Here is an 11,437-nt window from a genome sequence, read left to right as displayed (position 1 = left end):
GAGAGTTGAGCACGGACGGAGCGGTCTTCACAATGCTGACACCGCCGCATTGCCGGTCCGCCGAGTAGACGATCATCGTGAAGCCCCGCCTGCCCACCACCCGCCGCGGCCGCGTACTGCTGCTGATCGCCGTCGTCGTCGTGCTTGTGGCGCTTGTCGCAGGGTACCTGCGCAAGCCGGCCGCCCCGACCCTGGCGACCAGCCCGGTCAGCCGTGGCGACATCGAGCAGACCGTGGAAGCCACCGGGGTGATCGACGCCTACAAGCTGGTCAGCGTGGGCGCGCAGGCGTCGGGCCAGATCAAATCCCTGAAGGTGCAGCTGGGCGACAGCGTCAAGGAGGGCGACCTGATCGCCGAGATCGACGCCACCACCCAGCACAATGCGGTGCTCAACGCCGAGGCCTCGCTGGACCAGGTCCGGGCCCAGCGCGCGGTGCAGCAGGCCAGCCTGCGCCAGGCCGAGCTGGAATTCGCGCGCCAGCAGCAGATGCTGGCCGCCGAAGCCACCTCGCGGCAGGAATTCGATGCCGCCGAGGCCGCGTTGAAGACCGCCCGCGCGCAGATCCAGTCCTTCGATGCGCAGATCAAGGGCCGCGAAACCGAACTGGGCACCGCGCGCGCCAACCTGGCCTATACCCGCATCACCGCGCCGATGGACGGCACGGTGGTCGCCGTGGTGGCAGAAGAAGGCCGCACGGTCAACGCCAATCAGACCGCGCCGACCATCGTGATGCTGGCGCGGCTGGACCTGGTGACGGTCAACGCGGAAGTCTCCGAGGCCGACGTGGTCAAGATCAAGGCCGGCATGCCGGTGTACTTCACCACGCTGGGCGAGCCGGACCGCAAGTTCCACGCCACCCTGCGTCAGATCAATCCGGCGCCGTCGTCGATCGCCAACGACAGTTCCTCCAGTTCCAGTTCCTCCAGCTCCAGTTCCAGCAGCGCGGTGTACTACAACGCGCTGTTCGACGTGGAAAACCCCGACGGCACGCTGCGCATCGACATGACCGCGCAGGTGTCGGTGATGCTCAAACAGGCCAAGGATGTACTGACCATTCCGGCGGTGGCACTGGGCCCGAAAACCCGCGACGGCCAGTACCGGGTGCGAGTGGTCGACAAGGACGGCCTGCCGGCACCGCGCACGGTCAAGATCGGCATCAACAACGGCGCCAACGCCGAAGTGCTGTCCGGGCTGAGCGAAGGCGAGAAAGTCATCGTCGGCGAAGGCGGCACCGCGCCGGCCTCCGGTGGTGGCGGCCGCGGCGGTGCACAGGTACGGATCGGCGGCCCGGGCATGGGCCCACGTCGATGAGCCTGCCGCTGCTGCGGCTGCGCGACCTGCGCCGCGAGTTTCCGGCCGGCGATGAAACCATTGCGGTGCTGCGCGACGTCAACCTGGACATCCACGCCGGCGAAATCGTCGCCATCGTCGGCCAGTCCGGTTCGGGCAAGTCGACCTTGATGAACATCCTCGGCTGCCTGGACCGCCCCACCCGGGGCAGCTACCAGGTGGCCGGCCGCGAGACCGGCAGCATGCTGCCGGACGAGCTGGCCGAACTGCGCCGCGAACATTTCGGTTTCATCTTCCAGCGCTACCACCTGCTCGGCGACCTGGATGCGCGCGGCAACGTGGCCGTACCGGCCGTCTATGCCGGCAGCCCCGGGCCGGTGCGCACCGCGCGTGCCGAGCAGCTGCTGCAACGCCTGGGCCTGGGCGACCGCATGAACCACAAGCCCGGCCAGCTCTCCGGTGGCCAGCAGCAGCGCGTGTCGATCGCGCGCGCGCTGATGAACGGTGGCGAGGTGATCCTGGCCGACGAACCCACCGGTGCACTGGATACCAGATCCGGCGAAGAGGTGATGGGCATCCTCGGCGAGCTGCATGCCGAAGGCCACACCATCATCATCGTCACCCACGACATGAGTGTGGCCGAGCACGCCCAGCGCATCATCGAGATCCGCGACGGTGAAATCATCGCCGACCGCAGCAATCCCAATGCGCCCCAGTACCGCGCCCAGCGCCAGCCAACCGTGGCCGCCGCCAAGGGCCACAGCTGGCGCGCCGCGCGTGACCGCTTCACCGAAGCGTTCCGGATGGCGCTGCTGGCGATGAACGCGCATCGCCTGCGCACCTTCCTGACCATGCTCGGCATCATCATCGGCATCGCCTCGGTGGTCTCGGTGGTGGCGATGGGCAACGGCTCGCAGCAGCAGATCCTGCAGAACATCAGCGCGCTGGGCACCAACACCATCGACGTGTATCCCGGCCGCGGTTTCGGCGACATGCGCTCGGCCCGCGTGCAGACGCTCAAGGCCAGCGACGCCGACGCCCTGGCACGGCAGAGCTACATCGACAGTGCCACGCCCAGCGTGTCGTCTTCGGTGACCGCGCGTTATCGCAACCAGTCCGCCACCGCCCAGGTCAGCGGTGTGGGCGAACAGTTCTTCCGGGTCAAGGGCGTCACCCTGCTGGCCGGCAGCTTCTTCGACACCGATGCGGTGCGCGGCCTGGCCCAGGTGGCGATCATCGATGAGAACACCCGCACCCAGTTCTTCCCCAACGGCGAGGACCCGGTCGGCCAGGTGATCCTGCTCGGCAACGTGCCGGTGCGGGTGATCGGCGTGGCCCAGCGGCAGAGCTTCGGCTTTGGTGGCTCCACCAGCCTGAGCGTGTGGGTGCCCTACACCACGGTGATGTCGCGCATGCTCGGCCAGAGCTTCGTTTCCAGCATCACCGTGCGCGTGGATGACAGCACGCCGATGGATGCCGCGCAGGCGGCCATCTCCAAGCTGCTGGTCATGCGCCACGGCACCGAGGACTTCTTCCTCAGCAACAGCGCCGAAATCCGCCAGACCATCGAACAGACCACCCGCACCATGACCCTGCTGATCAGCGCGATCGCCGCGATCGCATTGCTGGTGGGCGGGATCGGGGTGATGAATATCATGCTGGTGTCGGTGACCGAGCGTACCCGCGAAATCGGCGTGCGCATGGCGGTCGGGGCGCGGCAAAGCGATATCCGCCAGCAGTTCCTGATCGAAGCGGTACTGGTGTGCCTGCTTGGCGGCCTGCTCGGGGTCGGGCTGTCGCTGGTGGTGGGTTGGCTGTTCGGCAAGTTCGCCCCGGATTTCCAGATGTTGTTCTCGACCGCCTCGATCGTGGCGGCGTTCGCCTGCTCCAGCCTGATCGGCGTGGCGTTCGGCTTCCTCCCGGCACGCAACGCCGCCCAACTCGATCCTGTGGAGGCGCTGGCGCGCGAATGAACATGCATCTCTTCTCCCTACGTCCGCTGGCACTGGCCTGCCTGTCCGCACTGGCCCTGTCCGGCTGTGTCAGCAGCGGCCGCTACGCCGTCGATGCCCCCGCGGTTCCGGCCAGCTACGGGCGCGGTGATGCCACGCTCAACGCGCCCACCGAGGCGGTCTCCGCGCAGCCGCAGGCCGCCACCGCTGATATCCGCACCGATACCTGGTGGACCCAGTTCGGCGATCCGCGCCTGGACCGGGTGATCGACCGCGCGCTGGCCGCCAACACCGACCTGGTCGCCGCCGGGCTGGCCGTGCAGCGCGCGCGCCTGCAGGCCGGGCTGGCCGACAACGCGTTGTGGCCGCAACCGTCGGGCAGCCTCAGCAGCAGCGGCAACCGCCCCGTCGACCAGGGTGCGGACTGGAACCGCAGCAGTTCCGCCGGTGTGTCGCTGCAATGGGAAATCGACCTGTGGGGGCGCCTGCGCGCCCAGCGCGACATCGCCCAATGGGAAGCGCAGGCCAGCGAAGAAGACCGCCAGAACACCGCGCTGCTGGTGATTGGCGATGTCGCTACGCAGTACTGGACCCTGGCCTTCCTCAACCAGTCCATTGCCGCCGGCCAGACCAACCTGGAGCGGCTGCAGCGGACCCAGCAGCTGGTCCAGGCGCGCTTCGATGCCGGTGCGGTCTCGCGCCTGGAAGTGCGCCAGGCCACCCAGAGCCTGGAGGCGCAGCGCGCGGCGCAGAGCGCGCTGGAGCAGCAGCGGGTGGCCAGCCGCAATGCACTCACGGTACTGCTCGATGGCCAACCGTGGCCGTTGGCCGATGAACCACAGCAGCTTGAACGCAGCAGCGCCCCGGAGATCGCCGAGGGCCTGCCGGCCGCGCTGCTCGGCCGTCGCCCCGACCTGCGCGCGGCCGAACTGCGGCTGCGCAACAGCCTCAAGAACATCCGGGTCACCGCCACCCAGTACTACCCGGCGTTGAGCCTGAGCGGCAACGTCGGTAGCGGTGCGACCTCGCTGTCGGACGTGCTGAAGAATCCGGTGGCCACGCTCGGCGCCGGGTTGTCGCTGCCGTTCCTCAATGTGCGCCAGGCGCAGTTGAACACCCGCCTGGCCGGCACCGATTACCAGGTGGCCGCCAACGGCTTCCGCCGCACGCTGTACACCGCGTTGTCGGAAGTGGACAACGCGCTGTCCGCGCGCACCCAGTTCGACACCCAGGTGGCCGCCTCGCAGGCGTCCTACAACGAAGCGGTGGCGATCGAGCGCATGTACGAAGTGCGCTACCGGGTCGGCGCCACCGACCTGCGCACGTGGCTGGAGGCGCAGCAGACCCGCCGCGACGCCGAGCTGTCGCTGGCGTCGGTGAAGCAGAAGCAGTTGATCAACGATGTGACGTTGTTCAAGGCGCTGGGTGGCAGCGCAGGGTGATGCCAGGGTAGCGCCACGCCATGCGTGGCTGCCCTTCCATCCGGCACCGCGAAGCCACGCATGGCGTGGCTCTACCTGTGGTGCGTCAGCGGTTACACCGACCGCTGGCGGACCGCTTCAAACAGGCTTACGCCGGCGGCGACGGAGACGTTGAGGCTCTCGATTTCGCCGGGCATCGGAATCTTGACCAGGCCGTCGCAGTTTTCGCGGGTCAGGCGGCGCAGGCCGTCGGCTTCGCCGCCCAGCACCAGGGCGATGTTGCCCTTGAGGTCGATCGAGTACAGCGACGCGGTGGCTTCACCGGCCAGGCCGTAGATCCACACGCCCAGCTTCTGCAGGTCCTTCAGGCAGCGCGACAGGTTGGTCACCGCCACCACCGGAATCAGGTCGGCCGCACCGGCCGAGGTCTTGCGCACGGTCGCATTGACCGAGGCCGACTTGTCCTTGGGAATGATCACCGCCGTGGCACCGGCGGCCGCCGCGCTGCGCAGGCAGGCACCGAGGTTGTGCGGGTCCTGCACCTCATCGAGGACCAGCAGCAGGGCCTTGCCCTCGGCCGCCACGACCAGCCCTTCCAGCTCGTTCTCACCGTAGGTGCGTGCGGCCTGGTAGCGCGCGGCCACACCTTGGTGGCGCACCGAACCGCCCACGCCGTCCAGCGCCTGGGTGTTCACCTTGCGCACGTCGATGCCCTTGCGCCGCGCATTCTCTTCGATCTCGACCAGCCGCGGATTCTTCGCCCCGGCCTCGATCAGGACTTCGCGGACGTTCTCGGCATCGTTCTCGATCGAGGAGGCGACGGCGTTGACGCCGACGATCCACTGGCTTTGCTTGCTCATTGCGGGGCGTGACCGGTACAGGGGACAGGGGGTGGCTATGGTAGAGCATCGGCGACGGCCCTGCCCTGCCGGGCGTTCACGCAGGCCCTAGCGTGGCCCATCGGGGGTGTCGGTGTCCGGGTGCTGGTGAGACACCATGCCCTGCAGGAACGCCGCCTCCGGGTCGTCCTCGTCACGGATCACCGTGAGCGACCCCAGCGTATCCACGAACGGCAGCTTGGCCTCCACCCCGTACTGGACGGTTGGCGGCAGGCGTGCCGGTTCGTCGAAGGCGCCGGCGGCGACGGCCATGCCGTCGGGGGCTTCATAGGTCAGCGGGGTTCCGCAGTCGGCGCAGAACCCGCGCTGGACCACGTTGGAGGAGGCAAACCGGCGTGGCGTGCCCCGCGTCCAGCGGAATTCGACCTGGCGCACCGAGACCAACGGCGCGTAGTAGGCACCGAAGGCCTTCTGGCACATCCGGCAGTGACAGATCGAGCTGTCGGTGAGCGCGCCACGCACATGGAAACGGATCGCCCCGCACTGGCAACCACCGCTGCATTCGGGGATGGCAGGCATGCGGGGGCTCCGTTGGGGTGCTCAGTACTTCTGCTTCTTGCGCTTGGCCGGGACGCCACGCGGCGGTAGCGGTGCCACCTCGTCGTCCTTCTCTTCGACCAGGCGGAAGTCGATCTTGCGCTCTTCCATGCTGGCCTTGAGCACCAGGATCCGCACCCGGTCGCCCAGGCGGTAGGCCTTGCCGCGACGTTCGCCACTGAGCGTCTTGCGCACCGCATCGAACTGGTAATAGTCATGCGGCAGCTGGGTCACGTGGACCAGGCCGTTGACCTTGGATTCGTCCAGTTCAACGAACAGGCCGAAGCTGGTCACGCCGCTGATCACGCCCTCGAACTGGCCGCCGACGTGCTTTTCCATCCACGCGGCGCGGTAACGCTCATCCACCTCGCGCTCGGCCTCATCGGCACGACGTTCGCGCTCGGAGCACTGCAGCGCCATCGCAGCCATCTCGCGCGCCGAGTAGGTGTACTTCTCCAGCGGCTTGCCGCTGAGCGCGTGCTTGATCGCACGGTGCACCAGCAGGTCGGGATAGCGGCGGATCGGCGAGGTGAAGTGGGCGTAGGCGTCCAGCGACAGGCCGAAGTGGCCCTGGTTGTCCGGCGAGTACACCGCCAGGCTCTGGCTGCGCAGCAGCACCGATTCCAGCAGCGCCGCGTCGGGGCGCTCACGCACCTTCTTGAGCAGCTTGGTGTAATCGCCCGGCTGCACCTTGGACCATGCCGGCAGGCTCAACTTGAATTCCTTGAGGAACTCCAACAGGTCGTCGTACTTGGCTTCCGGCGGCTTGGCGTGGTCGCGGAACGGCGCCGGCACCTGCTTGTACAGCAGATAGCGCGCGGCCTGCACGTTGGCCGCGATCATGCATTCTTCGATCAGCTTGTGCGCATCGTTGCGCACCAGCATGCCGGCCTGGGTGACTTCACCGGTGTTGTCCAGCACGAAGCGTACTTCGGAGGATTCGAACTCGATGGCGCCACGCTTGGTGCGGGCCTTGGCCAGCACTTTGTACAACTGGTGCAGGCGTTCGACCTGCGGCAGCACCGCGGCAATCTGGTTGCGCACAGCCACGTCGTTCTCGCCCACCGCCTGCCAGACCTGGTTGTAGGTCAGGCGTGCATGCGAATTCATCACCGCCTCGTAGAAGCGCGAGTGGATCACCTCGCCCTCGCGGTTCACCTGCATGTCGCAGACGAAGCACATGCGGTCGACCTTGGGCATCAGCGAACAGATGCCGTTGGACAGCGTCTCCGGCAGCATCGGCACCACGAAGCCCGGGAAGTACACCGAGGTGGCGCGCTTCTGTGCCTCGTCGTCCAGCGGCGTGCCCGGGCGAACGTAATTGGAGACGTCGGCAATGGCCACCACCAGCCGGAAGCCTTCGGCATTGGGTTCGCAGTAGACCGCGTCGTCGAAGTCCTTGGCATCCTCGCCGTCGATGGTCACCAGCGGCGTGCTGCGCAGATCAACGCGGTTGCCAATCATGGCCGGCTCGACCACCAACGGGACCGACGCGGCCTCGTTGAGTACTTCCTGCGGGAACTCGAACGGCAGTTCGTGGCCGTGGATCGCGGTTTCCACGATCAGCGAGGCGGTCAGCTTGTCGCCGAGCACCGCGATGATGCGGCCGATCGGCGGGCGTCGGGTGTCCGGGGCCTGGGTCAGCTCGCAGACCACCAGCTGGCCGTCGCGCGCATCGCCGGTCTGATCCGGCGGGATCTGCACGTTGCGCTGCACCCGCTTGTCGTCGGGCACCACGTAGTTGATGCCGAACTCCACGCTGAAGCGGCCGATCAGGCGGGTCATGCCACGCTCGAGCACGCGCGAAATACTGCCTTCGCGGCGGCCGCGGCGATCGATGCCGGTCACGTTGACCAGCACCTTGTCACCGTGCAGCACCTTGCGCATTTCATACGGCGGCAGGAACAGGTCGTCGCCGCCCTCGACCGGGCGCAGGAAGCCGAACCCTTCCGGGTTGGCGATGACCACACCGGTGATCAGGTTGACCGCTTGCACGGGGGCGAAGCCGCCGCGGCGGTTCTGCACCAGCTGGCCGTCGCGGACCATCGCGCCCAGGCGCTTGCCCAGCGCATCGGCGCGGTCCGGCTCGGTCAGGCCCAGATGGATGCCGATCTCCTCGGCGGTCTGCGGGCCATCACAACGGTCCAGCAGCTGAAGGATCGCTTCGCGGCTGGCGATCGGCTGCGCATAGCGCTCGGCCTCGCGCGCGGCGAACGGATCCAGCACGTCGGTCGGGCTTTCGCTGCCCGGGTGCGGGCGGCGACGGGTCGGAATCGGGCCGGCCGCGGCGGGCTTGGGGCCGCGCTTGCCTGCGCGCGGCGGTGCCGCTGCAGGATTCGTCATGGATTCGGGCATCCAGGCCGGCAGCTTGCCGGCTTTCTTGGCAGCAGCGCGGGGCTTGCCCGACGGACCGGCTGCCTGCTTGGGCGCCGGGGACTTGGGGGCTTTCGCGCCCTGGGTCGGTTTCTTTGGTTTCATTGGCCTCCATGGTAACCGCTGGCGGTGTGCAGAACCGGTCGAGGCGTCTGCTCATGCAGCTTTGTGAAGAATTTTCGCAAAAGCGTTGACAAGCCCGGGCGGCATCTCCACAATTCGCCCCCTGAGTCGCCCAGGTGGCGGAATTGGTAGACGCACTAGCTTCAGGTGCTAGCGGGGGCAACTTCGTGGAGGTTCGAGTCCTCTCCTGGGCACCATGACTCAGTAAATGATCAAACCCGCGCAAGCGGGTTTTTTCGTTTCCGGCCCCGGCCAATCCATCGCCCAGGCTAGGCGTCCGGATCGTAGTAGCGCCGCGCCAGCCCGGCCCGCCCCGGGAAGTGCTTGAACCAGGGCCGCGCGGCATCGATCACCGCCGCTACGTCGGTATGCACCATCAGCCGCTCCAGGTACGCCGCGAGCGCCGCATGCACATCCGGAATCGGCACGTACGCCACCGCGTAGAACAACGCCGGCGCCGCCGCGCAGTCGGCCAGACTGAACCCCTCGCCGGCCAGCCAACGCCGCCCCTCGAGCTGCCCGTCCAGCAATGCATAGCGCTTGAGCAACGCAGCACGCGCCGCGGCGTCCGCCTCGGCATTGCCCGCCGCCTGCGGCTGCAACAGCGTGGCGGTCAGCGCCTGCATCGGGGTCATCACGTACAGGTCGCACACGCGGTCCCAGAACCGCACCTGCAGTGCCTGCTCCGGATCGTCCGGAATCAGCCGCGCGCCGCGCGCGTGATGCTGCTGCAGGTATTCGATGATGATGCTGGTCTCAGCCACCACCCGCCCCTGGTCGACCAGCACCGGCATCTTGCCGAGCGGCGACAGCGCGCGGAAGGCGTCGCGCTGCACCGGATCGCCCAGGTTCAACAGCTGTGGATCCACTGCCACGCCCAGCACGCGTGCGGCAACCAGCACCTTCTGGCAGCACGAAGACAGGGGGTGGAAATGCAGGATCGGGGTCGTCATCGGATCGCCTTGCTGGCAGGTTCGGCGAGTATTTTCAGGGGCGGCTGCCCTGGTCAAGTGCGGCACCCCACCCTGCTCGGCAGGGCCGCCGCCTTCGCCAGTTCACCGTGCATTGACAGCCCTCGATTGCTTCCGCATAATTCTCCTCCTGAGTCGCCCAGGTGGCGGAATTGGTAGACGCACTAGCTTCAGGTGCTAGCGGGGGCAACTTCGTGGAGGTTCGAGTCCTCTCCTGGGCACCATGACTCAGTAAATGATCAAACCCGCGCAAGCGGGTTTTTTCGTTTCTGCGGTTTGATGAAATGCACGATTCGCGCGCCATGAAGCGCATTGACGCAGCAACGCGCCATGAACGAATTTTTTCACGAAATCCTGTTGACACAATCGTGCTTCTCCCGCAGAATTCGTCCCCTGAGTCGCCCAGATGGCGGAATTGGTAGACGCACTAGCTTCAGGTGCTAGCGGGGGCAACTTCGTGGAGGTTCGAGTCCTCTTCTGGGCACCATGACTCAGTAAATGATCAAACCCGCGCAAGCGGGTTTTTTCGTTTCCGGGATCCACTTGCTCAATCGACAGATCGGGCGGCCACCCGACATGCCAGCTCGCCAACAGAGGCGACGCCGCGACGCGCCCACGGCAGATACCCTGCCGCGCTGCCGCCGAGCCACCGCCATCCGCGGATATCCCATGTCGTTCAAACGACCCGAATCACTCCGCCTTATTTTCACTTAACCCTTAAATATCAGTGCCTTGAGGTTTTCCATGTCGCATTTATTTGACATGCCAACCTCTATTGCTAGAGTGCCTTCATGGACACGCTCAGCCAATTCGGCCATGCGCTCAAAGCCCGCCGCGCGGAAATGGGCCTCACCCAGGCGCAGGTCGCCGAAATGAGCGGGCTGTCCCGGCAGACCATCAGTCAGCTGGAGAATGGCAGCGCACCGGATATTGGAATCAAGAAGCTGGATCGGCTTGCTGCCCAGCTGGGGTTGTCGCTTCGCCTGGAGCTCAACCACGCAAAGCCACGCGTGCCGCCCAAGGTCACTGCACTCAAGCGTGCCGCGCTGAGCAGCAATGTCAGCTACAAGTCCGCACTGTCCAGCGGCGAACTCAAGAAGATTCTCATTTCAGGCAAGGCCCCCGGCAGATTCGAACCGCATTTGCATGCGCTGCTCGATGATGCGCCGGTATCGTTGCTGGCTTCGGTTGCCGACCAGGTGCACAAGGAGGCACACATGCCTCGCGAAGTCGTATGGAAACAACTGCGGCGGCTTGCTGGCCAGGTCAAAAGCAGGCGCGATCTCTGGAAATGATCAGCGCTGACCTCACCCGCCCCGGTGTATGGCAGCGCCTGTTTCCTTCCGCCCTGGCATTGATGGCCGACCTTGAAGCCAAGGTGCCTGGCGCCACCTGGTCCTTCGGCGGAGGAACGGTACTCATGCTGCGTATGGCCCATCGCCACAGCAAGGACATCGACCTGTTCGTTCCGGACCCACAGTATCTGGGCTACGTGAATCCGAGACTGAGCGACGCCGCTGCGGACATTTCCTCCGAATACGAGGAAGCCGCCGAGTACGTGAAGCTCTATCTGCCGGACGGCGAAATCGATGTGGTTGCAGGTGGCACGCTGACCCGCGAACCGGTGGAGATCGTGCTTTACCAGGGCAGGCAGATCCGGGTGGAGACCTCGGGCGAGATCAAGGCCGCGACCTGTTCGATCTGTGCGCGGTAGCCGAAGCCGAGCCAGAGCAGATTGCCCATGCCCTCCCCTTCATGCGCAGGCATGGAGAAGAGTTTCTGCAGGCCATCGTGGAACGCTCGGCCATCATCGAACGCGAGCTGGACGCCATCGACGCGATTGGGCGGCGCTGGTCGTACCAGGAATGC

The 11,437-nt window shown here is 66.4% G+C and carries 9 protein-coding genes and 3 tRNA genes; 8 read left to right on the top strand and 4 right to left on the bottom strand.

What is annotated here, in order from left to right; genetic code table 11:
* The first annotated feature begins 77 nt into the window (after positions 1-77).
* The 3 genes from AC3IPM_RS06845 to AC3IPM_RS06835 are packed head-to-tail and all read left to right on the top strand — an operon-like array spanning position 78 to position 4,686.
* Positions 78-1,313, top strand: coding sequence for an efflux RND transporter periplasmic adaptor subunit (locus AC3IPM_RS06845; protein WP_489303211.1), 1,236 nt, complete (start codon positions 78-80; stop codon positions 1,311-1,313).
* Positions 1,310-3,265, top strand: coding sequence for a MacB family efflux pump subunit (locus AC3IPM_RS06840; protein WP_489303210.1), 1,956 nt, complete (start codon positions 1,310-1,312; stop codon positions 3,263-3,265). Before AC3IPM_RS06845 ends, AC3IPM_RS06840 begins: the two co-directional genes overlap by 4 nt.
* Entirely contained in the window at positions 3,262-4,686 is a 1,425-nt protein-coding gene (locus AC3IPM_RS06835) for an efflux transporter outer membrane subunit (RefSeq protein WP_489303209.1), read from the top strand. The genes AC3IPM_RS06840 and AC3IPM_RS06835 overlap by 4 nt, the downstream gene beginning before the upstream one ends.
* A gap of 92 nt (positions 4,687-4,778) precedes the next feature.
* On the opposite strand, the gene rlmB is transcribed toward AC3IPM_RS06835, so the two are convergent.
* The 3 genes from rlmB to rnr form a co-directional block, all read right to left on the bottom strand.
* Positions 4,779-5,525, bottom strand: a complete 747-nt coding sequence (rlmB, locus tag AC3IPM_RS06830) for a 23S rRNA (guanosine(2251)-2'-O)-methyltransferase RlmB (protein ID WP_489303208.1) — start codon at positions 5,523-5,525, stop codon at positions 4,779-4,781.
* 87 nt (positions 5,526-5,612) lie between these two features.
* A complete protein-coding gene (locus tag AC3IPM_RS06825; RefSeq protein WP_489303207.1) occupies positions 5,613-6,083 on the bottom strand; it encodes a GFA family protein in 471 nt (156 codons plus the stop codon).
* Between the two features lie 21 nt (positions 6,084-6,104).
* Entirely contained in the window at positions 6,105-8,579 is a 2,475-nt protein-coding gene (gene rnr, locus AC3IPM_RS06820) for a ribonuclease R (protein WP_489303206.1), read from the bottom strand.
* Between the two features lie 128 nt (positions 8,580-8,707).
* Between rnr and AC3IPM_RS06815 the strand changes: the two genes are divergently transcribed.
* Positions 8,708-8,794, top strand: a tRNA-Leu gene (locus AC3IPM_RS06815).
* Positions 8,795-8,866: 72 nt separating this feature from the next.
* Here AC3IPM_RS06815 and AC3IPM_RS06810 read toward each other — a convergent pair.
* Entirely contained in the window at positions 8,867-9,550 is a 684-nt protein-coding gene (locus tag AC3IPM_RS06810) for a glutathione S-transferase family protein (RefSeq protein WP_489303205.1), read from the bottom strand.
* Positions 9,551-9,705: 155 nt separating this feature from the next.
* Between AC3IPM_RS06810 and AC3IPM_RS06805 the strand changes: the two genes are divergently transcribed.
* The 4 genes from AC3IPM_RS06805 (at position 9,706) to AC3IPM_RS06790 (ending at position 11,282) form a co-directional block, all read left to right on the top strand.
* A tRNA-Leu gene (locus tag AC3IPM_RS06805) sits at positions 9,706-9,792 on the top strand.
* A gap of 176 nt (positions 9,793-9,968) precedes the next feature.
* Positions 9,969-10,055, top strand: a tRNA-Leu gene (locus AC3IPM_RS06800).
* 304 nt (positions 10,056-10,359) lie between these two features.
* Positions 10,360-10,863 (top strand): helix-turn-helix domain-containing protein, encoded by a 504-nt coding sequence (locus tag AC3IPM_RS06795; RefSeq protein ID WP_489303204.1) that lies wholly within the window; start codon positions 10,360-10,362, stop codon positions 10,861-10,863.
* The gene (locus tag AC3IPM_RS06790; protein WP_489303203.1) at positions 10,860-11,282 is read left to right on the top strand and encodes a nucleotidyl transferase AbiEii/AbiGii toxin family protein; all 423 of its coding nucleotides are present in this window, start codon (positions 10,860-10,862) and stop codon (positions 11,280-11,282) included. The genes AC3IPM_RS06795 and AC3IPM_RS06790 overlap by 4 nt, the downstream gene beginning before the upstream one ends.
* Positions 11,283-11,437: the final 155 nt, after the last annotated feature.

The organism is Stenotrophomonas sp. GL_111 (assembly GCF_057835245.1).
The sequence above is the reverse complement of the archived record's forward strand: the minus strand, read 5'-3'. Positions and strand labels throughout refer to the sequence as shown.

What these genes read in the sequence shown, in the direction of transcription:
- rlmB (WP_489303208.1), bottom strand. Translation starts at nt 5,525, where the DNA reads ATGAGCAAGCAAAGCCAGTGGATCGTCGGCGTCAACGCCGTCGCCTCC.
- AC3IPM_RS06835 (WP_489303209.1), top strand. Translation starts at nt 3,262, where the DNA reads ATGAACATGCATCTCTTCTCCCTACGTCCGCTGGCACTGGCCTGCCTG.
- AC3IPM_RS06795 (WP_489303204.1), top strand. Translation starts at nt 10,360, where the DNA reads ATGGACACGCTCAGCCAATTCGGCCATGCGCTCAAAGCCCGCCGCGCG.
- AC3IPM_RS06810 (WP_489303205.1), bottom strand. Translation starts at nt 9,550, where the DNA reads ATGACGACCCCGATCCTGCATTTCCACCCCCTGTCTTCGTGCTGCCAG.
- rnr (WP_489303206.1), bottom strand. Translation starts at nt 8,579, where the DNA reads ATGAAACCAAAGAAACCGACCCAGGGCGCGAAAGCCCCCAAGTCCCCG.
- AC3IPM_RS06790 (WP_489303203.1), top strand. Translation starts at nt 10,860, where the DNA reads ATGATCAGCGCTGACCTCACCCGCCCCGGTGTATGGCAGCGCCTGTTT.
- AC3IPM_RS06825 (WP_489303207.1), bottom strand. Translation starts at nt 6,083, where the DNA reads ATGCCTGCCATCCCCGAATGCAGCGGTGGTTGCCAGTGCGGGGCGATC.
- AC3IPM_RS06840 (WP_489303210.1), top strand. Translation starts at nt 1,310, where the DNA reads ATGAGCCTGCCGCTGCTGCGGCTGCGCGACCTGCGCCGCGAGTTTCCG.